The sequence below is a fragment of the Pseudomonas fluvialis genome (assembly GCF_014207935.1).
Lineage (GTDB): Bacteria > Pseudomonadota > Gammaproteobacteria > Pseudomonadales > Pseudomonadaceae > Aquipseudomonas > Aquipseudomonas fluvialis_A.
In genome coordinates, this window is record NZ_JACHLL010000001.1 from 94,648 (window position 1) to 118,569 (window position 23,922).

Genomic DNA, 23,922 nt, shown 5'->3' on the forward strand with positions numbered 1-23,922 from the left:
GGCCGCGAGGACAATTGCCATGCCGCTTATTTCCGATCACTACCGCGAAATCCTTGTGGGTCTCGGTGAAAACCCGGAGCGCGAGGGCCTGCTGGACACCCCCAAGCGCGCCGCCAAGGCCATGCAGTACCTGTGCAACGGCTATGAGAAGACCCTCGACGAGATCGTCAACGGCGCCCTGTTTGCTTCCGACAACGACGAGATGGTGATCGTCAAGGACATCGAGCTGTACTCGCTGTGCGAGCATCACCTGCTGCCGTTCATCGGCAAGGCCCATGTGGCCTACATTCCCACCGGCAAGGTACTGGGCCTCTCCAAGGTCGCCCGCATCGTCGACATGTTTGCCCGGCGCCTGCAGATCCAGGAGAACCTCACGCGGCAGATCGCCGAGGCCATCCAGCAGGTCACCAATGCCGCCGGCGTTGCCGTGGTGATCGAGGCCAAGCACATGTGCATGATGATGCGCGGCGTGGAGAAGCAGAATTCGGTGATGAACACCTCGGTGATGCTCGGCGCCTTCCGCGAGTCGTGCAACACTCGCCAGGAATTCCTCACCCTGATTGGACGGAGCAAGTAAATGCCGCGACTGGAACCGGGAATGGCGCGCATCCGCGTCAAGGATCTGCGCCTGCGCACCTTTATCGGTATCAAGGAAGAGGAAATCCTCAATAAGCAGGACGTACTGATCAACCTGACCATCCTCTACCCCGCGCAGGAAGCAGTGCGTGACAACGATATCGACCATGCCCTTAACTACCGCACCATCACCAAGGCAGTGATTCGTCACGTCGAGGAAAACCGTTTCTCCCTGCTCGAACGCCTGACCCAGGAAATCCTCGATCTGGTCATGCAGAACCCGGCCGTACGCTACGCCGAGGTGGAAGTGGACAAGCTGCACGCCCTGCGCTTTGCCGAGTCGGTCTCCATTACCCTGGCCGGCCACCGCTGAGAAACGACTCAAAGTCTGCTGCGCGTCGGCCATGCGTCGTTGGAAAAGAGGCTCGGCCGCTCATTTACTCCATGTAAACTCCGCGGCCTCGCCTCTTTCCCGCCTAGCCTGGCTCTAGCTCGCGAGACTTTGAGCCGCTTCTGATCACAAGGAGCCCTTCATGACCGAACAACAACGCCTGGAACTGGAAGCCGCCACCTTCCGCCGCCTGCTTGAGCACCTGCAGAACCGCTGTGATGTGCAGAACATCGACCTGATGAACCTCGCCGGTTTCTGCCGCAACTGCCTAGGCAAGTGGTACAAGGCCGCCGCCGATGAGCGCGGCGTTGAGTTGTCCGCCGACGCCGCCCGTGACGGCATCTACGGCATGCCCTACGCGCAGTGGAAAGCCCAGCACCAGAAAGAAGCCAGCGCCGAACAACTGGCCCAGTTCGACAAGAGCAAGCCCAATGACTGATCTGAACGATTTCCGCGCCAGCCTGCGCAGCGGCCAGCATGTTTTCGCCGACACCCTGGCCTTTATCGCCGAACACTATGACTACCAACCCAGCGCCTTTCGCAACGGTGCGGTAGAAAACGCCAGCGGCCAGAACGAAGGTTCGTGCAAGCTGCTCGGCCTGGCCCTGCTGGAGGGCTTCAGCGTGGAGGAAACCCTGCTGGCCTTCGGCGAGCACTACCGCAGCGTTCTGGCCACCCCGGAAGGCAGTGACCACGGCAATATTCGTGCGCTGATGGATACCGGCCTCGCCGGTGTGCGCTTCAAGCAGCCATCGCTGCGCCGCAAGTAGCGCTGAAAACGCAGACGCCTGCACTTGGCGGCGTCTGAGAGCATGAGCAGGATCGTGCGAGCTAGAGCGAGACAAGGCGAGAACCGCCGAGGACGCGGAGTTTACTGAGTGTAAATGAGCAGTCCGAGGCGGTTATCAACACAGTCTCGCCGACGCGCAGCAGATCCTTACGAACTTAGTCGCGGAAGTTGTTGTACTGCAGCGGCATCCCCAGCTCCTGGGTACGCAGCAGGGCAATGGCTTCCTGCAGATCGTCACGCTTCTTGCCGGTAATACGCACCTGCTCGCCCTGGATAGCGGCCTGCACCTTGAGCTTGGCATCCTTGATCAGGGAGACGATCTTCTTTGCCAGCTCCTTGTCGATGCCCTCGCGCAGCACCACTTCCTGCTTGACCACCTTGCCGGAAGCGTAGTGATCTTTGATCTCTAGGCACTGCACGTCGATCTTGCGCTTGACCAACGCCAGCTTGAGGATTTCGATCATCTGCTCCAGCTGAAACTCTGCCTCGGCGGTCAGCGTCACGGTCTTTTCCTTGAACTCGAAGGTGCCCTTGCCGCGCAGATCGTAACGGCGGTCGAGGTCCTTGATGGCGTTATCCACGGCGTTGGTGACTTCATGTTTGTCCAGTTCAGACACCACGTCGAACGAAGGCATGCTTGATTCTCCAGATAAACGGCGCAACCCTTGTCACAGCAGGGCTACGCACAGCTTGACGATAAAAACGCGCGGTCATTATAACTGCAGAATTAAATAGCGCTTGGCCATGAACCAGCGCCCCGAGCCCTTATTGCAAGAGTCTGCCATGCCCAACCCCCACCTCAGCATCCTGGTCGTGGATGACGCCAAGTTCTCCAGCACCATGATCGGCCGCGCCCTCACCAACGCCGGCTACCAGGATGTGCGCTCCGCCAGCAGTGCCAAGGAAGCCCTGGCCCTGCTGGAGCAACGTCCGGCCAACGTGCTCCTGGCCGACTGGCTGATGCCGGAAATGGACGGCCTGGAGCTGACCTCGCGCGTGCGCCAGCTGGACGAAGTCGCGCGTCACTACACCTACATCATTCTGCTCACCGGCAAGGAGGGCGAAAACGTCCTGCATGAGGCCTTCGACCGTGGCGTCGACGACTTCATCAACAAAGCCGTGATGAACGAGCAACTGGTACCCCGGGTGTATGCCGCGGACCGCCTGTGCAGCACCCTGCAGCAGCTGATCCAGCAGAACACCCTGCTCACCCAGAACATCGCCGGTCTCGAACAGCGCAACCTGGTCGACCCGGTCACAGGCCTGGGCAATCAGCGCTACCTGATGCAGAAACTCGGCGACTGCCTGCGCCAGATCGACTCACGCGGCGGCGCCCTGTGTTTCTTGCTGATTGGCCTGCAGGACGCCCAGCTGCTGCGCCAACAGCACGGCGAGGCCTACCTGAGCGAGCTGCGCACCAGCGTGGCCCATCGCCTGCAGCAGCTGATGCGCCCACTGGACGTACTGGCCAGCCTGGACGAACAGCACTTCGCCGTGGCCGCCATGCTCGAAGACTTGCAGGAGTGCTCGCCGAGCAGCTTCAAACGCCTGCATGAAGGCCTCAATCTCAAGGCGTTCAAGACCAGCGAAGGCTTCATCACCCTCAAGGCCGGCATTGCCCTGGTCGGCCTGGATGCCAAGGCCTTGCCGGTCAAGCCGGAAACCCTGCTCGAACACGCCCGCCGCCGCCTGCCCGAGGCCTACAGCAGTGGCCGTGTCGCGGCCGAGCGCCTCACCGGCGGCGCATGAGCTGGCACCTGCTGGGTGCCGGCAGCCTGGGCAGCCTCTGGGCTGCCCGGCTCAGCGCCGCCGGACACAGTGTCGAGCTGATCCTGCGCAACGAGCAGCGCCTCACCGACTACCTGCGCGCCGGCGGCCTGCAGGTACGCCAGGGCGAGCAGGTCCAGCGACATGCTCTACCCGCCGGTCTGGCCAGCGACCCGCTACCGATCCGCCGTCTGCTGCTGGCCTGCAAGGCCTATGACGCCACCAGCGCCATTGCCAGGGTAGCCACCCGCCTGCAACCCGGCAGCCAGGTGATCCTGCTGCAAAACGGTCTGGGCAGCCAGCAGGCGGTCGCCGAGCTGCTGCCTGAGTGTCAGTGCATCTGCGCCAGCAGCACCGAAGGGGCTTACCGCGAAAATGACTTCCAGGTGGTGTTCGCCGGTCAGGGCCATACCTGGCTTGGTACCTCACCGACCAGCCCTGCTCCGGACTGGTTCGGCGAACTGGCCAGCGCCGGCATCCCGGCGAGTTGGGTCGACGATATCGATGCCCGCCTGTGGCGCAAGCTGGCGCTGAACTGCGCCATCAACCCGCTGACGGTCTTGCACGACTGCCGCAATGTCGGGCTGCGCGCGCATGCTGCTGAGGTGCAGATGCTGTGTGACGAGCTTTGCCGACTGCTGGCCTGCTGCGCCCCTGAAGCTGCCCTCGGCCTGCATGAGACGGTCTGGCAGGTGATCGACGCCACCGCCACCAACTACTCATCCATGTACCAGGACGTACAGCAGGGACGCCGCACGGAAATCGACTACCTGCTCAGCCATGCCTGTCGCAGCGCCGAGCAGCACGGGCTGACACTGCCAGCCCTGAACCAGCTGCAGCAACGCCTGCAGCACTACCTGCAGCAACGCGGATTGCCCTGCCGCTAGGCACGGGCTACCCTGCCCTTCCCCGACTGCGGCGATTCGCCATGAACCTGCGCCAGCGCCTCGACAACCTGCCGGTCGGCCGCAAGCTGCTCACCGCCCTGCTGGTTCTGCTCGGCACCCTGCTGCTGATGGCCAACCTGACCTTCATCAGCGCCGCCTACTGGATCTTCCAGGAAAACGTTGCGCCACAGACCATGCGCAGTATCGGCCAACTGGTCGCCAGCCCGGCCATGACCAGCGAAGCCCTGGCCTCGCCGGCCACCGCCCAAGCCCTGCTGGAGCGCCTGCGCGGTTTCGAGCCGCTGCGGGCGGCAGCCCTGTACGACAGCAATGGCGTGTCCCTGGCCCAGCTGCAGCTCGGCGAAAGCCTCGACATCCCGCTGCAGATGAGCCAGTTGAAGCCGTGGCTGGCCAGCGAATACCGCTCCACGGAACTGATCAGCCTGCCCCAGCCCGGCAAGGCGCCGGGCCATCTGCTGCTGATCGCCTCCGGCGAGCTACCCAGCGCGTTCTTTACCGGCACCCTGAGCGCCAGCCTGCTCATCCTGCTGATCAGCGCACTGCTCTGGTTCGCCATTTCCAGCCAGTCACGTCGCCTCATCACCCGCCCTCTGCGGCGCCTGGAAGAACTGTCGCGCCGGGTGACCCTGGAAGAGAACTACGCCCTGCGCGCCGAGCCCGGCAACCGCGACGAAATCGGCAGCCTGGCCGAAGCCTTCAACACCATGCTCGAACGTATCGAGGCCCGCGAGCAGCAGCTCAAGCGCGCCCGCGACGAAGCGCAGCTGGCCTCCGAACAGGCCCGCGAACTGGCCGAGGAAACCCGCCGCTCCAACCGCAAGCTGGAGCTGGAGGTGCAGGTCCGCGGCAAGATCGAGAAGAAACTCACCGGCTTCCAGAACTACCTCAACAGCATCATCGACTCGATGCCCTCGGCACTGATCGCCCTCGACGAGCAATTGTTCGTCACCCAGTGGAACCAGGAGGCCAGCCGCCTCTCCGGCACGCGCATGGATCAGGCGCTGAACCAGCCCCTGCTGCTGGCCTTCCCCTCTCTCAAGCCTTACCAGAACCAGTTGCGTCGCTGCATCGAACGGCACCGGGTAGAAAAAGTCGAGCGGGTCAGTTGGCAGCAAAACGGTGAGCAGCAGCATTACGACCTGACCTTCTACCCGCTGACCGGCAGCGCCGGGCGGGGCGTGGTGATCCGCATCGACGACATCAACCGGCGCCTGGCCATGGAAGAGCTGCTGGTACAGTCGGAAAAGATGCTCTCGGTCGGTGGCCTGGCGGCCGGCATGGCCCATGAAATCAACAATCCACTGGGCGCCATCCTGCACAACGTGCAGAACATTCGCCGGCGCCTGTCGACCGAACTGCCGCGCAACCGAGAGCAGGCCGAAGCGCTGCAGCTGTCGCTGGAGGCCATCAACCAGTACCTCGATGCCCGGGAAATCCCCGCCCTGCTGGACGGCATCCATCAGGCCGGCAGCCGCGCGGCGAAGATCGTCAGCCACATGCTCAATTTCAGCCGGCGCAGCAACCGTCAGCTGCTGCCGTGCGACATCAACAGCCTGATCGAACAGACCCTGGAAATCGCCGGCAACGACTTCGACCTGACTGGCAACCTCGATTTCCGCAACCTGCTGATCATCCGCGATTTCGACAATGCGCTGCCGCCCATCCCGGTGGTCGGCAACGAGATCGAACAGGTGCTGCTCAACCTGCTGAAGAATGCCGCCCAGGCCATCCGCCAGCGCAGCGAGCAGGACGACCCGGGACGCATTACCCTGCGCACCCGGCTCAAGGCGCCCTGGCTGGAAATCCAGATCACCGACAATGGCGTGGGCATGAGCGAAGCGGTGCGCAAACGCATTTTCGAACCGTTCTACACCACCAAGGAAGTAGGCGAAGGCACGGGCCTTGGCCTGTCGCTGTCGTACTTCATCATCACCAACAACCACAAGGGGCAGCTGGAAGTGCAGTCACGCCCGCGCAAGGGCACCACCTTCACCCTGCGCCTGCCCCTGGAACCCCCGCAAAACCTGGAGTCCTGAATGGGTTACCGACTGTCGAAGATTTACACCCGCACCGGCGACAAAGGCGAGACCGGCCTGGCCGACGGCCGCCGCGTGAGCAAGGACCACCCGCGCGTCGAAGCCATGGGAGAACTGGATACGCTCAACAGCCAGCTGGGCCTGCTGCTGGCCGAACTGGCCCTGGAAGAGCCGAAGTGCCCAGCACTGACGGAGATCATCGAGGTGCTCAGCCCCTGCCAACACCGCCTGTTCGACCTCGGCGGCGAACTGGCCATGCCCGAATACCAGGCCCTGAACAGCGCAGAAGTGGAGCGACTGGAGCAGGTTATCGACCGCTGGAACGAGGAAGTCGGCCCGCTGGAGAACTTCATTCTGCCCGGAGGCTCGCGCCTGCTGGCCCAGGCCCATGTGTGCCGCTGCCATGCCCGCACCGCCGAGCGCCGCTGCCAGCACCTGAATGCCGTCGAGCCGGTGCGCGAAGCCGGCATGGCCTACGTCAACCGCCTGTCCGACCTGCTGTTCGTTGCCGGCCGCCTGATTGCCAAGCGCACGCAAGTCAGCGAGGTGCTGTGGCAGCAGGCCGACAAGCCCTAAACCCAGGCGATCAGGCCTGCGGCCAGAACGCCCGAATCCCCGCTACACCCTGGGCGCCGATCTGCCAGGCGCGGTCCAGGTGTTCGGGGCCGACGCCGCCGAGCAGATAAACCGGGCGATTGCAGGTTTCCAGCCACTGCGCCGCCTGTTCCCAGCCCAGCGGCTGGGCCTCGGGGTGGGTCTGGGTCGCCTGCAGCGGCGACAGGGTGACGAAATCCACGCCCATCTGCTCAGCCAGGGCCAGTTCCTCGGCACTGTGACAGGACGCCGCCAGCCAGCGTTCACGCGGAAACGGGCGTCCCTTGTCGGCATACTTGCGCAGCTGCTCGGCGGTGATATGCCAGCCAGCCGCCGGGAAATCCCCCAGCCACTCCAGCGGTCCCTTGAGCATCAGCTGCGCCTTGCCGGCACACAGACCCTGAATATCCACGGCCAGGTCACGGTACTGTGCATCGAACATATTCGGTGCGCGCAGCTGGATCAGACGAGTGCCACGGGCCAGCGCCTCGCGCACGCCCTGCAGCAGCTCGGCCGGCTCCAGCGCCTCCGGGGTAATCAGGTAATGCTCCGGCAGGCGCGCCGCCGAAACTATCGGCAGATTGGCCGCCGGAAACTGGTAATTGCCCAGCTCGCGGGGCGCCGCCCAGGACAGCGGCTGGCCTTCAGCGCCATGGGGCTCACCGCTGAACGAGGACACTTCCCAGACATCCAGCAGCACCTGCTTGTCGGGGTAGTCGTGGCGCACCTTGATCAACGGCCGGGCACTCTGCAGCTCGATCCCCAGCTCTTCTTTCAATTCACGGGCCAGCGCGGCGCGCACGGTCTCACCACTTTCCACCTTGCCGCCGGGAAACTCCCACAGGCCGCCCTGATGCAGATGATCCGGACGCTTGGCCAGCAGAATGCGGCCATCCTGGCCGCGGATCACCGCGGCCGCTACATGCACTCGTTTCACGCCTGAACTTCCTCGCGGGCCGCCTGCAACCAGCGCTGGAACGGCGGCCATTGATAGATGGTTTGTACATAAGCTTCGGCAACCGCCGGCAGGGCGATGCGATAGCAGCGCAGGCGACTGGCCACCGGCGCATAAAAGGCATCGGCAATGCTGGCGTGGCCAAACAGAAAGGGACCATCGGCACCGAAGCGACCCCGGCAATCCTGCCACAGGGCACAGATGCGCTGGATATCCGCCTGAGCAGCCTCGGGCAGCTCATCCGGCGCCTGATCACGCTGCAGATTCATCGGCAGATGCGTACGCAGGGCTGCAAAACCGCTGTGCATTTCGGCACAGACACTGCGCGCGACTGCCCGCGCGTATTCGCCGCGCGGCCACAGATGCGCTTCCGGGTAGGCTTCCGCCAGGTATTCGGCGATCGCCAGAGAGTCCCAGACCGGGCCTTCCTCGGTATTGAGCAGCGGCACCTTGCCAGTGGGCGAATGACGCAGGATCTGCTCGCGGGTATCGGTCTGGTACAGGCGCACCCGCAGCTCCTCGTAGGGCTCGCCGGTCAGCTCCAGTGCCAGCCAGGCCCGCAGTGACCAGGAGGACAGGTTCTTGTCGCCGATCACCAGTTGCAGAGTCATTGCCGCACTCCTCAGCACGCCATTGGGGAAATGCACAGGGGACGCCGAAGCGCCCCCTGTGTCAATCAGCCGACCGCCAGCAAACGCTTAGCTGCGGTACTCGGCATTGATGCGCACGTACTCGTGGGACAGGTCGGTGGTCCAGATGGTCTCGCTGCAGTCACCACGGCCCAGTTCGATGCGGATGGTGATTTCCTCGCGGGCCATCACCGCAGCGCCCTGCTCCTCGGTATAGCTGGCGGCGCGACCGCCCTGACTGGCGATACAAACCTCGCCGAGGAACACGTCAATCTTGCTCACATCCAGTTGCGGCACGCCGGCATAGCCGACGGCGGCGAGGATACGTCCCCAGTTGGGATCGGAAGCGAACAGCGCGGTCTTGATCAGCGGCGAGTGGGCCACGGCGTAGCCGACATCCAGGCATTCCTGATGGTTGCCACCGCCGTTGACCTCAACGGTGACGAACTTGGTAGCGCCTTCGCCGTCACGAACGATGGCCTGGGCCACTTCCATGAACACCTCGAACACGGCCTGCTTGAGCTTGGCGAACAGTTCGCCGGTCGTGCTGGTGATTTCCGGCAGGGTAGCCTGGCCGGTGGCAATCAGCATGCAGCAGTCGTTGGTCGAGGTGTCGCCATCGATGGTGATGCGGTTGAACGACTTGTTCGCCGCGTCACTGACCAGAGCCTGCAGTACCTCGCGACTCACCTTCGCATCGGTGGCGATATAGCCCAGCATGGTCGCCATGTTCGGGCGGATCATGCCGGCGCCTTTGCTGATACCGGTCACGGTCACGGTCACGCCGTCATGCTGGAACTGGCGGCTGGCACCCTTGGGCAGGGTGTCGGTGGTCATGATGCCTTCGGCCGCCTGCGCCCAGTTGCCTTCGGCCAGATCGTCGAGCGCCGCCTGCAGCGCGCCCTCGATCTTCTCCACCGGCAGCGGCTCACCGATCACACCGGTGGAAAACGGCAGTACGGCGGTTTCACTCACACCGGTCAGCTGGGCCAGCGCCGCACAGGTACGACGGGCATTGGCCAGGCCGTCCGGACCGGTGCCGGCATTGGCATTGCCGGTATTGGTGAGGAAGTAACGCACTTCGCCCTGCAGGCGCTCGCGGGTAACCAGCACCGGGGCGGCACAGAACGCATTGGTAGTAGTCACACCGGCCACGCGCGAGCCTTCGGCACAGCGCATCACCACCACATCCTTGCGCCCTGGGCGCTTGATACCGGCGGAAGCAATGCCGAGTTCAAAACCGGGAACCGGGTGCAGAGTGGGCAAAGGGCCAAGACCAACAGCCATGTGTGCGCTCCTTGTCGAAGTGTGCGGCTCTTGAGAGCCGTCTGATACGGAAAGGTGAGGTAAAAACGCCGCGAGCAGCCAGGCTGGTCGCGGCGCGTTCAGGCTAGATCAGCGTCAGCTGATCTGCCCGTGGCAATGCTTGTACTTCTTGCCGGAACCACAGGGGCACGGCTCGTTGCGGCCGATCTTCGGTTCGCTGCTGCGCTGCGGCAGGTTGACCACCTCGCCTTCGGGCAGCTCTTGCGCCTCATCGGCGGCCAGCACCGAAGATGCGTCGGCGTGCTGGAACTGCATGCGTTTGGCCAGCTCTTCGGCTTCGTGACGCAGACGTGCCTCTTCCTCGGCCGGATCTTCGCGACGCACCTGCACATGACTGAGCACGCGAATGGCGTCGCGCTTGATCGACTCCATCAGTTCCTGGAACAGGGTGAAGGACTCGCGCTTGTATTCCTGCTTCGGGTTCTTCTGCGCATAGCCACGCAGGTGGATGCCCTGACGCAGGTGATCCATGGTCGCCAGGTGATCCTTCCACAGGTCATCCAGCACACGCAGGAGGATCTGCTTCTCGAAGCTGCGCAGGGCATCGGCGCCGGCCTGTTCTTCCTTCTCCAGGTAAGCGGCCTGAACCTGCTCGCGGATGCGTTCACGCAGGGTTTCTTCGTACAACTGGTGATCGTCGTCCAGCCACTGCTGCACCGGCAGCTTGATGCCGAAGTCACTGGACAGGCTGTGCTCCAGGCCCTTGATGTCCCACTGCTCGGGCAACGACTGCGGCGGCAGGTGGGCATCGATGGCGGCAGTCAGCACTTCGTCACGGAACTCGGCAATGGTCTCGCCCACGCTGTCGGCAGCCAGCAGGCTGTTGCGCATGTGGTAGATCACCTTGCGCTGCTCGTTGGCCACGTCGTCGTATTCAAGCAACTGTTTGCGGATGTCGAAGTTGCGGCCTTCGACCTTGCGCTGCGCCTTCTCGATGGCGTTGGTCACCATGCGGTGCTCGATCGCCTCGCCCTGCTGCATGCCCAGGGCTTTCATGAAGTTCTTCACCCGGTCGGAGGCGAAGATGCGCATCAGGTTGTCTTCCAGCGACAGGTAGAAACGGCTGGAACCCGGGTCGCCCTGGCGGCCGGCACGGCCACGCAGCTGGTTGTCGATACGGCGCGACTCGTGACGCTCGGAAGCGATCACGTGCAGGCCGCCGGCTTCGATGACCTGCTGGTGGCGCTTCTGCCACTCGGCCTTGATCGCGGCGATCTGCTCGTCGGTCGGGTTCTCCAGGGCAGCCACTTCGGCTTCCCAGTTACCACCCAGCAGGATGTCGGTACCACGACCAGCCATGTTGGTGGCGATGGTCACCGCGCCCGGACGACCGGCCTGGGCAATGATCTCGGCTTCCTTCTCGTGGTACTTGGCGTTGAGCACCTTGTGCTCGATGCCGGCCTGCTGCAGCAGCTTGTCGACGTACTCGGAGCTTTCGATGGTGGCAGTACCCACCAGCACCGGGCGGCCGATGGCCTGGCATTCCTTGATGTCTTCGATGATCGCCTGGTACTTCTCGTCCTGGGTCAGGTAGACCAGATCGTTGAAGTCCTTGCGCGCCACGGTGCGGTGGGTCGGAATCACCACCACGTCCAGACCGTAGATCTGACGGAACTCGAAGGCCTCGGTATCGGCCGTACCGGTCATGCCGGACAGCTTGTTGTACAGGCGGAAATAGTTCTGGAAGGTGGTCGACGCCAGGGTCTGGCTCTCGGCCTGGATCGGCAGATTTTCCTTGGCCTCGATGGCCTGGTGCAGACCTTCGGACAGGCGACGCCCCGGCATGGTACGTCCGGTGTGTTCGTCGATCAGCAGCACCTGATCCTGCTGCACGATGTACTCGACGTTGCGATGGAACAGTTTGTGCGCGCGCAGGCCGGAATACACATGACTGAGCAGGCTCAGATTGTGCGCCGAGTACAGGCTCTCGCCTTCGGCCAGCAGACCGGCCTGCACCAGCAGCTCTTCGACGAACTGGTGACCGGACTCGTTGAGCTCAACCTGGCGGCTCTTCTCGTCGATGCTGTAGTGACCTTCCTGAGTCACCTGGCCTTCAACCTCCTCGATGTGCTGGGTCAGGCGCGGGATCAGGCGGTTGATTTCCTGATACAGGCGCGAGCTATCCTCCGCCTGACCGGAGATGATCAGCGGGGTGCGGGCTTCGTCGATGAGGATGGAGTCCACTTCGTCGACCACGGCGAAGTTCAGCTCACGTTGGAACTTGTCTTCCAGGCTGAAGGCCATGTTGTCGCGCAGGTAGTCGAAACCGAATTCGTTGTTGGTGCCGTAGGTGATGTCGGCCGCATAGGCTGCACGCTTTTCCTGCGGTGGCTGGAACGGGCTGACCACGCCGACCGAAAGACCGAGGAACTCGTACAGCGGGCGCATCCAGTTGGCATCGCGGCGGGCCAGGTAATCGTTGACCGTGACCACATGCACACCTTTGCCGGACAGCGCATTGAGGTACACCGCCAGGGTACCAACCAGGGTCTTGCCCTCACCGGTACGCATTTCGGCGATCTTGCCGTCATGCAGGGTCATGCCGCCAATCAGCTGCACATCGAAGTGACGCATGCCCATCACGCGCTTGCCGGCCTCACGGGCCACGGCAAAGGCCTCTGGCAGCAGCTGGTCGAGGGTCTCACCCTTGGCCAGACGCTCCTTGAACTCGCCGGTCTTGGCCGTCAGCTGCTCATCGCTCAGAGCAATCATCCGCTCCTCGAGCGCATTGACTGCCAATACGGCCTTCTGCATGCGCTTTACTTCGCGCTCATTCTTGCTTCCGAACAGTTTTCTCAACAGAGGCGCAAACATTAACCGTGTCTTCCCGAGCGTATGAGTGGAGGGGCGCTTCGACGTCGCCCGTCTTGCCTTGAGGCTTAGAGCAAAGGGGGCATTCTACTCGGAAACGTTGACGAGAAAAGGCCTATGGACAGCCTGCAGGCCAACGAACGACGGGGGCTTTTGTTACCATGATCTACCGCACAGGAGCCCACCCGCATGAGCCGTCGCCCGCCACCGGCGAAGACCGCCGATTCCATCTTGCGCCAGAGTCAGCCACTGCAGGCACTGCTGGGTGCCGCGCGACGCCTGGATCATTTGCAGAAGCTGCTGGAAGCCGCCCTAGAGCCGGCGGCACGCGAGCACTGCAAGGTCGCGTCATGGCGCGATGGCACTTTGCTGCTGATCGTCAGCAACGGCCACTGGGCCACCCGTTTGCACTATCAACAGCGCCGCCTGCTACGCCTGCTGCAGGAACAGACTGCCTTCAATGGCCTGCAACGCATCCTGTTCAAGGTTCAACCTGTCACCGGCAGCAGTTCGGCCGGCACGCGCCATGTCGAACTCACCCCAGCAGCAGCCGAAAGCCTGCGTACTGCCGCCGACGGCATCAGTGATCCGCGCCTGCGCGAAGCACTAGAGCGTCTGGCCAAACACGCCGACCAGCCCTGATTTCCGAATCGCGCGCATAAAAAAGGCCACCCGAAGGTGGCCTTGAAAGAAAGCATAAGGAAAGAGGTATTGCTTACACCGCCGCAGCCGGGCGCATGTAGGAGATCGGCGCAGAGCCGGCGTCTTCAAAGATCACCACATCCCAGGCATCCGTCTCGGCAATCAGCTGACGCAGCAGACGGTTGTTCAGGGCATGGCCGGACTTGAAGCCACGGAACTCGCCAATCAGGCTGTTACCCAGCAGGTACAGGTCGCCGATCGCATCGAGAATCTTGTGTTTGACGAACTCGTCTTCATAGCGAAGGCCATCTTCGTTAAGCACGCGATCCTCATCGACCACGATGGCGTTATCCACGCTGCCGCCGAGCGCGAGGTTCTGCGAACGCAGGTACTCGATATCGCTCATGAAACCGAAGGTCCGCGCGCGACTGACTTCCTTGACGAAGGAGGTGCTGGAGAAGTCAACGCAGGCGGTCTGGGTGCGACCATGGAACACCGGGTGATCGAAGTCGATCTCGAAGCTCACCTTGAAACCGTCGAAAGGTACGAAGGTAGCGCGCTTGTCGCCATCTTCAACCGTCACCTCACGCAGGATGCGGATGAACTTCTTCGGCGCTTCCTGCTCTTGCAGGCCAGCCGATTGCAACAGAAACACGAAGGGACCGGCGCTGCCGTCCATGATCGGCACTTCCGATGCGGACAATTCGACATAGGCGTTGTCGATGCCCAGACCGGCCATAGCCGAGAGCAGGTGCTCAACGGTGTCCACCTTGACGTCACCATTGACCAGCGTGGTCGACATGGTGGTTTCACCGACATTTTCCGCCCGTGCCGGAATTTCCACCATCGGGTCGAGGTCGGTGCGTCGGAACACGATACCGGTGTCCACCGGAGCTGGCTTCAGGGTCAGGTAAACCTTCTCTCCCGAATGCAGGCCAACGCCGGTGGCGCGGATGATGTTCTTCAAGGTGCGTTGTTTGATCATGGACTCAGTCGCTTTACGTCAGTTGCGAACAATTTTCAACAATGGTCGAGCATGATAACAGAGCCGACCATCGCTGCACACCAATCACAACTGTGCTCCCCATAGCAAAAATCAATCAGCCTGACGACGCAGGAAAGCCGGGATATCCAGGTAATCGAGATCATCCTGGGTATTCAGCTTGGCTGCAGTAGCGGCGGCTGCGTAGCTCTGACGCTGCACGGTGGGACGCTCGTAGTCCTTGTAGTTGACGCTGGCCTCAGCCTGCTGACGGGACGGAGCAGCGGCGGCAGGCGCCGACGCCACGGCTACCGGAGCAGCGACGGTGTTGTCGACCACCTTGACCGGCTTGTCGCTGCGCTGACCCAGGCCGGTGGCGACCACGGTCACGTGCAGTTCGTCACGCAGTTCCGGATCGATCACGGCACCAACCTTGACGGTCGCGTGCTCGGAAGCGAAGGCCTCGATGATCTCGCCCACCGCGGCGTATTCGCCCAGGGACAGATCCAGACCAGCGGTGATGTTGACCAGAATACCGCGGGCGCCCTGCAGGTTGATGTCTTCCAGCAGCGGGTTGCGGATGGCCGCCTCGGTCGCTTCGCGCGCACGGTTCGGACCGCTGGCGCAGCCGGTGCCCATCATGGCCATGCCCATCTCGCCCATCACGGTCTTCACGTCGGCAAAGTCGACGTTCATCAAGCCCGGACGCTGCATGATGTCGGAGATGCCGCGCACGGCACCAGCCAGCACGTCGTCAGCCTTGGCGAAGGCGGACAGCAGGCTGGCGTCCTTACCGAGGATGGTCAGCAGCTTTTCGTTGGGGATGGTGATCAGCGAATCGACGCACTCACCCAGGGCGCGGATGCCTTCGTCCGCTACCTGCATACGCTTGCGACCTTCGAACGGGAACGGGCGGGTCACCACGGCGACTGTGAGGATGCCCATTTCCTTGGCCACCTGGGCAATGATCGGTGCAGCACCGGTACCGGTACCGCCACCCATGCCGGTGGTGATGAAGACCATGTCGGCGCCATTCAGGACTTCCTGAATGCGCTCACGGTCTTCCAGGGCAGCCTGACGGCCGATTTCCGGGTTGGTACCGGCGCCCAGTCCCTTGGTAACGCCCGGGCCGAGTTGCAGCACGGTGCGTACGGAAACATTTTTCAGTGCCTGTGCATCGGTGTTGGCGCAGATGAATTCGACGCCTTCGATGTTGCTGCGCAGCATGTGGTTCACGGCATTGCCGCCACCGCCGCCCACGCCAACAACTTTGATCACAGCACTTTGCGGGATATTGTCTACGAGCTCGAACATTTCCCCTCTCCTTCCTTTTTTAGTTATATCGCCAACAGCTACCGCGGTTTAGAAATTGCCTTGGATCCAGCGTTTCAGCTTTTCCAATACAGGTGTCTTGGGTTCGTCATTGAACAAACCGCCCGCCATGGCATAACCGTCGGACTGTTTTTGTAGTCCGTACATCAGCAAGCCCACGGCAGTGGAATAAATCGGATTACGCACCACGTCAGCCATTCCCTTGACGTTATGAGGAGCGCCCAAGCGCACCGGCATGTGAAAGATCTCTTCGGCCAATTCGACGGCACCTTCCATCTTGGCGGTGCCACCGGTAAGGACGATCCCGGCCGGAATCATGTCCTCATAGCCACTGCGCCGCAGCTCGGCCTGAATGAGGGTGAAAAGCTCGTCGTAACGAGGCTCGACAACCTCAGCCAGAGCTTGACGGGACAGTTCCCGCGGTGGCCGGTCCCCAACACTGGGAACCTTGATGGTTTCCCCAGCACCGGCCAGTTTGGCTAGTGCACAAGCATACCGAATCTTGATCTCCTCGGCATACTGGGTCGGGGTACGTAATGCCATTGCGATATCATTGGTAACCTGGTCGCCAGCGATCGGAATCACCGCAGTGTGACGTATCGCACCTTCTGCAAAAATGGCGATGTCGGTGGTACCTCCGCCGATATCGACCAGGCACACGCCCAGTTCCTTCTCGTCGTCGGTCAGCACCGCATAGGCCGAGGCCAGTTGCTCCAGAATGATGTCGTCGACTTCCAGGGCACAGCGGCGCACGCACTTCTCGATATTCTGCGAGGCGTTGGTGGCGCAGGTGACCACGTGCACCTTGGCTTCCAGACGCACACCCGACATGCCCAGCGGCTCACGTACACCTTCCTGGTTATCGATCACGTAATCCTGCGGCAGGGTGTGCAGCACCCGCTGGTCGGCCGGAATGGCCACCGCCTGGGCCGCGTCCAGTACCCGCTCGATATCAGCTGGGCTGACTTCGCGGTCGCGGATGGCGACGATGCCGTGGCTGTTCAGGCTGCGGATGTGGTTGCCGGCCACGCCCACGAAGGCCGAATGAATCCGACAGCCGGCCATCTGCTGCGCTTCGTCGATGGCGCGCTGGATCGACTGCACGGTGGATTCGATATTGACCACCACGCCTTTTTTCAAGCCGCGCGAGGGATTGGTGCCGATCCCGACGATTTCCAGTGCGCCATCGGCAGTCACTTCGCCCACCAGCGCCACCACCTTGGAGGTGCCGATGTCCAGACCGACGATCATCTTGCCGCTCTGCATGCTTGCCATGTCCTTGCCTTCTCCTCGCTTCACTGTACGGCGGCGGCCTTGGCCGCCGTGGGCGCCACCGGCTCGCGCCACGCCACGGCCAGGCCGTTGGGGTAGCGCAGATCGATGCGCGCGATATTGGGTTGCTGCGCCTTCAGCGCTTTTTCGTAGATCGCCGCAAAGCGGCGCATCTTGTCGACGATATGGTCACGACCCAGCAGCAGGTCGATGCCCTGGGCGGTACGCAGATACCAGCTGCCACGCTCGCGCATTTCCAGGGCGATGATGGAAAAGCCCAGCGGCCGCAGCATCTGACTGAGAACCTGGTACTGCTGCATCACCTGGCGCTGGGCACGCTGCGGCCCGGCCAGACGCGGCAGATGCTGGTAGTTGGCCGATTCGCGCGGGGCAAAGGCATGCCCGGCATTGTTCAGCAGGGCCTCATCGCCCCAGCGCGCCACCGGCAGCTGCTCTTCCAGGCGGATCATGATCTGGTCCGGCCATACCCGACGCACTTCGGCATGGGCGATCCAGGGCATCTGCTCCAGCTCCTGGCGCATGCCCGACAGGTTGATCTGCAGGAAGCTGGCCTGAATGTAGGGCGCGATACGTTGCTGCACCGCCTGCTGGCTGATGTAGCTGAGCTCGCCGTCGACACTGACCTTGCTGATCGGCCGGTCGACATAGGGCAGCGCGCGCTGCGCACCTTCATAGGCGGCCACACCAAGCACCAGCAACAGCACCGGCCAGATCAGGCGCTTGAGCGGGCTGAAATCCGGCTTGGGCAGACGCAGGCTGAGCGGCTCCTTGGCCACCAGGCGGCTGGCGCCACGCTGCTCCGGACGACGCGGCGGCGTGCTGCGTTCCGGAACGGCGTACTGGTGGTGACGGAGCGACATGCTCATGACTTAACCCCGCGCCTCAAGGCTGTCGGCCAGAATCGCCTGGACCAGGTCGGTGAACTCCAGCCCAACCGCCTTGGCAGCCATCGGCACCAGGCTGTGATCGGTCATGCCCGGCACGGTATTCACTTCCAGCAGCCAGAACTGACCGTCAGCGTCCTGCATCACGTCAACCCGCGCCCACCCCTGGGTACCCACTGCGTCGCAAGCGCGAGCTGTGAGAGCCTTGAGTTCGGCTTCCTTGTCGGCCGACAGGCCGCAGGGAATGCGGTACTGGGTGTCATTGGCCAGGTACTTGGCGTCGTAGTCATAGAAACTGTGCGGTGTGCCGAGGCCTATGGGAGGCAGCACCTCGCCGCGCAGCACGGCAATGGTGTACTCGGGGCCCTTGATCCACTGTTCGACCAGCACCTGCGAGTCGAACTGCGCGGCGGACTGCCAGGCCTCGATCAGCGCGGCCACGCTGTCGACCTTGGCCATGCCGATGCTCGACCCCTCATGGGCCGGTTTGACGATCAGCGGAAAGCCCAGTTCGCTGGCGGCCTTTTCGCAATCGGCGACCGAGGCCAGCACAGCATGCCGTGGAGTCGGCAGGCCAAGGCTCTGCCAGACCTGCTTGGTACGCAGCTTGTCCATGGCCAGCGCCGAGGCCAGCACGCCGCTACCGGTGTAGGGAATCCCGGCGCATTCCAAGAGACCCTGCATGGTGCCGTCTTCGCCGCCGCGACCGTGCAGCACGATAAAGGCGCGATCAATCTTCTCGCTGGTCAGGCGCTGCAGCAGGTCATCACCGACATCGATGCCGAAGGCATCCACGCCAGCTTCCTGCAGGGCGGCCAGCACGGCGGCGCCAGATTTCAGCGACACCGGACGCTCGGCGCTCTTGCCACCGAAGAGAACCGCCACGCGACCGAAGGCCGCCGGCGCATGTTGCGAACGCAGACTCATTTCGACTCACCCTGACCCGCAAACAGCGGGTGTTTCAGCAGTTGCGGTGCCAGGCCGCCGATATCGCCGGCACCCTGGCAGAGCAGGATGTCGCCGGCACGCAGCAGCGGCTTGACCAGCGGAGCGATGTCCACGCCCCGCTCGAGATAGATCGGATCCAGCTTGCCGCGCTGGCGAATGCTGTGGCACAGCTGGCGGCTGTCCGCGCCCGGGATCGGGCTCTCGCCGGCCGGGTAGACCTCCATCAGCAGCAGCACCTTGGCGTCGCCGAGCACCTGCACGAAGTCGTCATACAGATCGCGGGTACGGCTGTAGCGGTGCGGCTGGTAGACCATCACCAGGCGGCGCTCAGGCCAGCCACCGCGAACGGCCTGGATCACCGCGGCCACTTCACGCGGGTGATGACCGTAATCGTCGACCAGCATCACGCTGCCGCCGTCCACCGGCAGTTCGCCGTAGACCTGGAAGCGCCGGCCAACACCCTGGAAGCCCGACAGGCCGGCGACGATGGCTGCATCGTCGATGCCCTCCTCGCTGGCGATGGCGATGGTGGCCAGGGAATTGAGTACGTTGTGGTTGCCCGGCATGTTCACCGAGACTTCCAGCGGCGCGCGGTCACGGCGCAGGACGGTAAAGAAGGTCTGCATGCCCTGCTGACGGACGTTGATCGCGCGCACGTCGGCATCTTCGGCAAAGCCGTAGGTCACGGTCGGGCGAGCTACCTGCGGCAGCAGCTCACGCACCACCGGATCATCCACGCAGAGCACGGCCAGGCCGTAGAACGGCAGGTTGTGCAGGAACTCAACGAAGGTCTTCTTCAGTACATTGAAGTCACCGCCGTAGGTGCTCATGTGGTCGGCGTCGATATTGGTAACCACGGCGACCATCGGCTGCAGGTGCAGGAAGCTGGCGTCGCTCTCATCGGCCTCGGCCACCAGGTAGCGGCTGGTGCCCAGCTGGGCATTCGTACCGGCGGCATTCAGGCGGCCGCCGATGACAAAGGTCGGGTCCAGGCCACCGGCGGCAAAGACCGAAGCGATTAGGCTGGTGGTGGTGGTCTTGCCGTGGGTGCCGGCGACGGCGATGCCGTGGCGGTAGCGCATCAGCTCGGCGAGCATCTCCGCACGGGGTACCACCGGAATGCGTCGGGCCAGTGCCTGGGCAACTTCCGGGTTGCTGGTATTCACCGCACTGGATACCACCAGTACGTCTGCTTGGGCGGCGTTCTCGGCACGGTGGCCGATATGGATGGTGGCGCCAAAGCTTTCCAGGCGCTCAGTCACGGCCGAGGCCTTGAGGTCGGAGCCGGATACCTGATAGCCAAGGTTCAGCAACACCTCGGCGATACCGCACATACCCACGCCGCCGATGCCGACGAAATGGATGTTGCGGATACGGCGCATTTCCGGCTGCGGAAAGGCTTTCTGGCTCTCAACCACGGGCCACCTCCAGGCAAATACTCACCACACGGTCGGTGGCATCCGGTTTGGCCAGACGACGGGCGATCTCGCCCATGGCCAGCAGTTTGTCGTTGTGCATCAGAACCTCGGTCAACTGTGCGGCCAGCGCGGTCGCATCAGTGGCATGTTGCGGCAACAGCACGGCGGCGCCGGCGTTGGCCAGAAATTCGGCGTTGCGCGTCTGGTGATCGTCGATCGCGTGGGGCAACGGAATCAGGAAAGCCGGCAGGCCGGCAGCGGCCACCTCGCTGACGGTCAGCGCGCCGGCGCGGCAGACGATCAGGTCGGCCCAGCCGTAGGCATCGGCCATGTCGCTGATAAACGGGCGAACGTCCGCCTCGATGGCCAGAGCCTGATAGCGCCCGGCGGTGATCTCCGCGTGCTGGCGGCCGGCCTGGTGGCAGATCTGCGGGCGCAGAGCTTCGGGCAGCAGCGCCAACGCCGCCGGCAGCAATTTGTTCAGCGGTTCGGCACCCAGGCTGCCGCCCAGCACCAGCAGGCGCGGCTTGCGGCCCTGCAGTGAAGTCCGCGGCGTCGGCAGGAACAGTTCTTCGCGCACCGGATTGCCGGTGGTGTGCAGCTTGGCGCTGGCCTTGAAAGTCTGCGGGAAGGCCTCGCAAATCCGCGCAGCAATGCGCGACAGCAGGCGATTGGCAGTGCCGGCCACGGCATTCTGCTCATGGATGATCAGCGGTACGCCAGCCAGGCGAGCGGCGAGGCCGCCGGGGCCGGTGACGTAGCCACCCATGCCGAGCACGCAGACCGGCTGCAGCTCGCGGACGATGCGGCGGGCCTGCAGCAGGGCTCGCAGGATATCGAACGGGGCCTTGAGCAGAGACTTCAGGCCCTTGCCACGCAGGCCGGACACCTGGATCAGGTGCAGCGGCAGGCCGGCGGCGGGCACCAGCTCGTTCTCGATGCCGCGCGGGGTGCCCAGCCAGTGCACGGCATAACCGCGCGCTTGGAACTCGCGGGCACAGGCCAGCGCCGGGAACACGTGCCCGCCGGTACCGCCGGCCATGATCAGTACGTTAGCGGCCATGGCGGAGCTCCCGTACGGCCGACTCGTCGAAGAAGTCATCTTCGGAGAACTCCACTTCCTCGCTGCCCAGCAGGCTGCGGCGCTCCCACTCGATGCGCAGCAGCACGCCCAGGCAGGCGGCGCAGACCACCAGCGAGCTGCCGCCGTAGCTGAGGAACGGCAGGGTCAGGCCCTTGGTCGGCAGCAGACCGGTGTTCACACCGATATTGATGAGAATCTGGCCGATCCACAGGAACGCCAGGCCGTAGGCGACGTAGGCCGAGTAGAACTGCTTGGCCCTCTCCGCCCACAGGCCGATGTACAGGGCACGCACGCCGACGAAGACAAACAGCGCCACGGTCAGCAGCGCTCCGATCATGCCAAGCTCTTCGGCCAGCACGGAAAAGACGAAGTCGGTGTGGGCTTCCGGCAGGTAGAACTGCTTCTGGATGCTGTTGCCCAGTCCCACGCCCAGCCATTCGCCACGACCGAAGGCGATCAGTGCCTGCGACAGCTGGTAACCGGCACCGAACTGATCGGCCCAGGGATCGGCAAAGTTGGTCAGACGCGCCATCCGGTAAGGTTGCGCCTGCACCAGAATGACCACGGCGACCACGGCGGCAATCACCAGCAGCAGGAAGCGGAACAGCCCCACCCCACCGAGGAACAGCATGGCACCGGCCGCCCCGAGCATCACCACGGTGGCGCCGAAGTCCGGCTCCAGCAGCAACAGCACCGCCAGCGGCAGCAGTACGAAGAACGGCTTGATAAAGCCCATCCAGCTTTCCCGCACTTCCTGCTGGCGGCGCACCAGGTAGCCGGCCAGATAGATCACCACTGCCACCTTGGCCAACTCGGAAGGCTGGATGTTGAAGATGCCGAAGCCGATCCAGCGCGAAGCACCGTTGACCTCACGGCCGATGCCGGGGATCAGCACCAGCACCAGCAGAGCCGCGCTACCCAGCAGCAGCTTGCCGCCATTGGCCTGCCAGGTGCTCATCGGCACCATCAGCGTGAGCACGCAGGCCACGGCGCCAATGGCCAGGTACACCAAGTGACGCACCATGTAATACAGCGGCGTGCCGGACTGCGCGGCGGCCACTTCGGACGAAGCCGAGGTGATCATCACCAGGCCCAGGCCGAGCAGTGCCAGGCAGCCGGCCAGCAGCGGAAAATCGATATCGACACCACGCCCGCTGTTCAGCGGTGACGGGAAGGGGCGCAGGAAGCCGAGACCGTTGATCATGCCAGGGCCTGCGCTGCAGCGGCGAACAGACGGCCGCGCTCTTCGAAGTTCTTGAACATGTCCAGGCTGGCGCAGGCCGGCGACAGCAGCACGGCATCACCACTCTCGGCCAGCTCGGCAGCGCGCTGCACGGCCTCTTCCAGGCTCTGCACACACAGCAGCGGTACGGCATCGCCCAAGGCCCCAGCCAGACGCTCGGCATCACGCCCCAGCAGCACCACGGCGCGACAGAACTTCGCCACCGGTGCCTGTAGCGCAGCGAAGTCCGCGCCCTTGCCATCACCACCGGCGATCAGCACCAGCTTGCCGGCGATATCCGCGCCCAGCCCTTCGATGGCAGCCAGTGCCGCGCCAACGTTGGTTGCCTTGGAGTCGTTGTAGTAGCTGACCCCGGAGTGTTCGCACACCCACTGACAGCGATGCTCGAGACCGACGAAACGCTGCAGGGTCGCCAGCATCGGCGCAAACGGCAGGCCGGCGGCGTGCCCCAGTGCCAGGGCCGCCAGGGCGTTGCTCTGGTTGTGTGCACCGCGCATTTTCAGTTCACGGGTTGGCAGCAGCGGCTCGAACTGGAAGGTCAGCCACTTCTCGCCATCGCGCTCGGTCAGGCCAAAACCCTTGAAGTCCGGCTTGCCCAGACCGAAGGTCCAGCACGGCAACTGATCGGCCACCAGCGGACGCGACAGGCCGTCATCGCGATTGACCACCACCTGCTGCGCGCCGCGGAAGATACGGTGCTTGGCCAGGTGGTACTGTTGCATGTCCGCATAGCGGTCCATGTGGTCTTCGCTGAGATTGAGGCAGGTTGCCACGGCGGCATTAAGGCGCTCGGTGGTTTCCAGCTGGAAGCTGGACAGCTCCAGCACGTACAGCTCCACCTCGTCGCTGAGCAGATCCAGCGCCGGGGTGCCGAGATTGCCGCCCACCGCGACCTTTTTGCCGGCCTCGGCAGCCATTTCGCCGACCAGGGTTGTCACCGTGCTCTTTGCGTTGGAGCCGGTGATGGCAATGATCGGAGCCTTGGCATAACGGGCAAACAGGTCGATATCACCCGACAGTTTGACGCCGCGCGCGGCGGCTTCCTGCAGAGCCGGGGTGGCCACGGCCAGACCGGGACTGACATACAGCTCGCTGGCGCGACTGAGGAACTCCACATCCAGTTCACCGCAGCGGACTTCCACCTCAGGGTAGTCGCGCTGCAGGGTGACCAGCTCCGGCGGATTCGCACGGGTATCGGCCACGGCAAAGCGCAGGCCCTGGCGCGCGAGGAAGCGCACCAGGGACATGCCGCTCTTGCCGAGGCCGACAACGATGCGGAATTGGTCGGAGGCGATCAGGCTCACAGGTCAGTC

23 protein-coding genes are annotated in these 23,922 nt (G+C 63.5%); 9 read left to right on the forward strand and 14 right to left on the reverse strand.

Annotated elements, in window-relative coordinates:
- The first annotated feature begins 19 nt into the window (after positions 1-19).
- The 4 genes from folE to HNP49_RS00455 all read left to right on the forward strand — a co-directional run bounded on the left by folE (position 20) and on the right by HNP49_RS00455 (position 1,737).
- Positions 20-577, forward strand: a complete 558-nt coding sequence (gene folE / locus HNP49_RS00440; RefSeq protein ID WP_184679647.1) for a GTP cyclohydrolase I FolE — start codon at positions 20-22, stop codon at positions 575-577.
- Positions 578-949 carry a dihydroneopterin triphosphate 2'-epimerase gene (folX, locus tag HNP49_RS00445; protein ID WP_184679648.1) on the forward strand — a complete coding sequence of 124 codons (372 nt, stop codon included), beginning with the start codon at positions 578-580 and terminating at the stop codon, positions 947-949.
- A 160-nt stretch (positions 950-1,109) separates the two neighbouring features.
- Positions 1,110-1,406 carry a DUF1244 domain-containing protein gene (locus tag HNP49_RS00450; protein WP_184679649.1) on the forward strand — a complete coding sequence of 99 codons (297 nt, stop codon included), beginning with the start codon at positions 1,110-1,112 and terminating at the stop codon, positions 1,404-1,406.
- On the forward strand, positions 1,399-1,737 hold the full coding sequence (locus HNP49_RS00455; RefSeq protein ID WP_184679650.1) for a HopJ type III effector protein: 339 nt from the start codon (positions 1,399-1,401) through the stop codon (positions 1,735-1,737). The genes HNP49_RS00450 and HNP49_RS00455 overlap by 8 nt, the downstream gene beginning before the upstream one ends.
- Before the next feature lie 175 nt (positions 1,738-1,912).
- Here the strand turns inward: HNP49_RS00455 and HNP49_RS00460 are convergent, their stop codons facing one another.
- On the reverse strand, positions 1,913-2,392 hold the full coding sequence (locus HNP49_RS00460; RefSeq protein ID WP_184679651.1) for a YajQ family cyclic di-GMP-binding protein: 480 nt from the start codon (positions 2,390-2,392) through the stop codon (positions 1,913-1,915).
- Positions 2,393-2,540: 148 nt separating this feature from the next.
- Here HNP49_RS00460 and HNP49_RS00465 point away from each other — a divergent pair, with 148 nt between their 5' ends.
- The 4 genes from HNP49_RS00465 to HNP49_RS00480 are packed head-to-tail and all read left to right on the forward strand — an operon-like array spanning position 2,541 to position 7,044.
- Positions 2,541-3,506 (forward strand): response regulator, encoded by a 966-nt coding sequence (locus tag HNP49_RS00465; RefSeq protein WP_184679652.1) that lies wholly within the window; start codon positions 2,541-2,543, stop codon positions 3,504-3,506.
- Positions 3,503-4,411 carry a putative 2-dehydropantoate 2-reductase gene (locus tag HNP49_RS00470; RefSeq protein ID WP_184679653.1) on the forward strand — a complete coding sequence of 303 codons (909 nt, stop codon included), beginning with the start codon at positions 3,503-3,505 and terminating at the stop codon, positions 4,409-4,411. The genes HNP49_RS00465 and HNP49_RS00470 overlap by 4 nt, the downstream gene beginning before the upstream one ends.
- 41 nt (positions 4,412-4,452) lie before the next feature.
- Positions 4,453-6,468: a HAMP domain-containing sensor histidine kinase gene (locus HNP49_RS00475; protein WP_184679654.1), complete on the forward strand. Its 2,016-nt coding sequence runs from the start codon at positions 4,453-4,455 to the stop codon at positions 6,466-6,468.
- The gene (locus HNP49_RS00480) at positions 6,469-7,044 is read left to right on the forward strand and encodes a cob(I)yrinic acid a,c-diamide adenosyltransferase (RefSeq protein WP_184679655.1); all 576 of its coding nucleotides are present in this window, start codon (positions 6,469-6,471) and stop codon (positions 7,042-7,044) included.
- A 10-nt stretch (positions 7,045-7,054) separates the two neighbouring features.
- On the opposite strand, the gene HNP49_RS00485 is transcribed toward HNP49_RS00480, so the two are convergent.
- From HNP49_RS00485 to secA, 4 genes are all read right to left on the reverse strand, one after another.
- A complete protein-coding gene (locus HNP49_RS00485; RefSeq protein WP_184679656.1) occupies positions 7,055-7,999 on the reverse strand; it encodes a Nudix family hydrolase in 945 nt (314 codons plus the stop codon).
- Complete coding sequence (locus tag HNP49_RS00490) at positions 7,996-8,628, reverse strand: glutathione S-transferase family protein (RefSeq protein WP_184679657.1); 633 nt, start codon at positions 8,626-8,628, stop codon at positions 7,996-7,998. The genes HNP49_RS00485 and HNP49_RS00490 overlap by 4 nt, the downstream gene beginning before the upstream one ends.
- An 87-nt stretch (positions 8,629-8,715) precedes the next feature.
- Entirely contained in the window at positions 8,716-9,933 is a 1,218-nt protein-coding gene (argJ, locus tag HNP49_RS00495) for a bifunctional glutamate N-acetyltransferase/amino-acid acetyltransferase ArgJ (RefSeq protein WP_184679658.1), read from the reverse strand.
- A 114-nt stretch (positions 9,934-10,047) separates the two neighbouring features.
- Entirely contained in the window at positions 10,048-12,786 is a 2,739-nt protein-coding gene (secA, locus tag HNP49_RS00500) for a preprotein translocase subunit SecA (RefSeq protein ID WP_184679659.1), read from the reverse strand.
- A 186-nt stretch (positions 12,787-12,972) separates the two neighbouring features.
- On the opposite strand from secA, the gene HNP49_RS00505 reads away from it, so the two are divergent.
- Positions 12,973-13,425: a DUF721 domain-containing protein gene (locus tag HNP49_RS00505; RefSeq protein WP_184679660.1), complete on the forward strand. Its 453-nt coding sequence runs from the start codon at positions 12,973-12,975 to the stop codon at positions 13,423-13,425.
- 73 nt (positions 13,426-13,498) lie between these two features.
- On the opposite strand, the gene lpxC is transcribed toward HNP49_RS00505, so the two are convergent.
- From lpxC to murD, 9 genes are all read right to left on the reverse strand, one after another.
- Positions 13,499-14,410 (reverse strand): UDP-3-O-acyl-N-acetylglucosamine deacetylase, encoded by a 912-nt coding sequence (lpxC, locus tag HNP49_RS00510; protein WP_184679661.1) that lies wholly within the window; start codon positions 14,408-14,410, stop codon positions 13,499-13,501.
- A 111-nt stretch (positions 14,411-14,521) separates the two neighbouring features.
- Complete coding sequence (ftsZ, locus tag HNP49_RS00515) at positions 14,522-15,721, reverse strand: cell division protein FtsZ (protein WP_184679662.1); 1,200 nt, start codon at positions 15,719-15,721, stop codon at positions 14,522-14,524.
- A 48-nt stretch (positions 15,722-15,769) separates the two neighbouring features.
- A complete protein-coding gene (ftsA, locus tag HNP49_RS00520) occupies positions 15,770-17,014 on the reverse strand; it encodes a cell division protein FtsA (RefSeq protein WP_184679663.1) in 1,245 nt (414 codons plus the stop codon).
- A gap of 20 nt (positions 17,015-17,034) precedes the next feature.
- Positions 17,035-17,892, reverse strand: a complete 858-nt coding sequence (locus HNP49_RS00525) for a cell division protein FtsQ/DivIB (RefSeq protein WP_184681097.1) — start codon at positions 17,890-17,892, stop codon at positions 17,035-17,037.
- Positions 17,893-17,901: 9 nt separating this feature from the next.
- Positions 17,902-18,843, reverse strand: coding sequence for a D-alanine--D-alanine ligase (locus tag HNP49_RS00530; protein ID WP_184679664.1), 942 nt, complete (start codon positions 18,841-18,843; stop codon positions 17,902-17,904).
- Positions 18,840-20,246 (reverse strand): UDP-N-acetylmuramate--L-alanine ligase, encoded by a 1,407-nt coding sequence (gene murC, locus HNP49_RS00535; protein WP_184681098.1) that lies wholly within the window; start codon positions 20,244-20,246, stop codon positions 18,840-18,842. Before murC ends, HNP49_RS00530 begins: the two co-directional genes overlap by 4 nt.
- Before the next feature lie 28 nt (positions 20,247-20,274).
- Complete coding sequence (murG, locus tag HNP49_RS00540) at positions 20,275-21,345, reverse strand: undecaprenyldiphospho-muramoylpentapeptide beta-N-acetylglucosaminyltransferase (RefSeq protein ID WP_184679665.1); 1,071 nt, start codon at positions 21,343-21,345, stop codon at positions 20,275-20,277.
- Entirely contained in the window at positions 21,335-22,570 is a 1,236-nt protein-coding gene (gene ftsW / locus HNP49_RS00545; RefSeq protein WP_184679666.1) for a putative lipid II flippase FtsW, read from the reverse strand. Before ftsW ends, murG begins: the two co-directional genes overlap by 11 nt.
- Positions 22,567-23,913 carry a UDP-N-acetylmuramoyl-L-alanine--D-glutamate ligase gene (gene murD, locus HNP49_RS00550; protein WP_184679667.1) on the reverse strand — a complete coding sequence of 449 codons (1,347 nt, stop codon included), beginning with the start codon at positions 23,911-23,913 and terminating at the stop codon, positions 22,567-22,569. Before murD ends, ftsW begins: the two co-directional genes overlap by 4 nt.
- Positions 23,914-23,922 lie beyond the last annotated feature (9 nt).

Bases quoted from the DNA above. Each gene is read 5' to 3' on its own strand.
- folE (WP_184679647.1), top strand. From the start codon at position 20: ATGCCGCTTATTTCCGATCACTACCGCGAAATCCTTGTGGGTCTCGGT.
- folX (WP_184679648.1), top strand. From the start codon at position 578: ATGCCGCGACTGGAACCGGGAATGGCGCGCATCCGCGTCAAGGATCTG.
- HNP49_RS00450 (WP_184679649.1), top strand. From the start codon at position 1,110: ATGACCGAACAACAACGCCTGGAACTGGAAGCCGCCACCTTCCGCCGC.
- HNP49_RS00455 (WP_184679650.1), top strand. From the start codon at position 1,399: ATGACTGATCTGAACGATTTCCGCGCCAGCCTGCGCAGCGGCCAGCAT.
- HNP49_RS00460 (WP_184679651.1), bottom strand. From the start codon at position 2,392: ATGCCTTCGTTCGACGTGGTGTCTGAACTGGACAAACATGAAGTCACC.
- HNP49_RS00465 (WP_184679652.1), top strand. From the start codon at position 2,541: ATGCCCAACCCCCACCTCAGCATCCTGGTCGTGGATGACGCCAAGTTC.
- HNP49_RS00470 (WP_184679653.1), top strand. From the start codon at position 3,503: ATGAGCTGGCACCTGCTGGGTGCCGGCAGCCTGGGCAGCCTCTGGGCT.
- HNP49_RS00475 (WP_184679654.1), top strand. From the start codon at position 4,453: ATGAACCTGCGCCAGCGCCTCGACAACCTGCCGGTCGGCCGCAAGCTG.
- HNP49_RS00480 (WP_184679655.1), top strand. From the start codon at position 6,469: ATGGGTTACCGACTGTCGAAGATTTACACCCGCACCGGCGACAAAGGC.
- HNP49_RS00490 (WP_184679657.1), bottom strand. From the start codon at position 8,628: ATGACTCTGCAACTGGTGATCGGCGACAAGAACCTGTCCTCCTGGTCA.
- argJ (WP_184679658.1), bottom strand. From the start codon at position 9,933: ATGGCTGTTGGTCTTGGCCCTTTGCCCACTCTGCACCCGGTTCCCGGT.
- secA (WP_184679659.1), bottom strand. From the start codon at position 12,786: ATGTTTGCGCCTCTGTTGAGAAAACTGTTCGGAAGCAAGAATGAGCGC.
- HNP49_RS00505 (WP_184679660.1), top strand. From the start codon at position 12,973: ATGAGCCGTCGCCCGCCACCGGCGAAGACCGCCGATTCCATCTTGCGC.
- lpxC (WP_184679661.1), bottom strand. From the start codon at position 14,410: ATGATCAAACAACGCACCTTGAAGAACATCATCCGCGCCACCGGCGTT.
- ftsZ (WP_184679662.1), bottom strand. From the start codon at position 15,721: ATGTTCGAGCTCGTAGACAATATCCCGCAAAGTGCTGTGATCAAAGTT.
- ftsA (WP_184679663.1), bottom strand. From the start codon at position 17,014: ATGGCAAGCATGCAGAGCGGCAAGATGATCGTCGGTCTGGACATCGGC.
- HNP49_RS00525 (WP_184681097.1), bottom strand. From the start codon at position 17,892: ATGTCGCTCCGTCACCACCAGTACGCCGTTCCGGAACGCAGCACGCCG.
- HNP49_RS00530 (WP_184679664.1), bottom strand. From the start codon at position 18,843: ATGAGTCTGCGTTCGCAACATGCGCCGGCGGCCTTCGGTCGCGTGGCG.
- murC (WP_184681098.1), bottom strand. From the start codon at position 20,246: ATGCGCCGTATCCGCAACATCCATTTCGTCGGCATCGGCGGCGTGGGT.
- murG (WP_184679665.1), bottom strand. From the start codon at position 21,345: ATGGCCGCTAACGTACTGATCATGGCCGGCGGTACCGGCGGGCACGTG.
- ftsW (WP_184679666.1), bottom strand. From the start codon at position 22,570: ATGATCAACGGTCTCGGCTTCCTGCGCCCCTTCCCGTCACCGCTGAAC.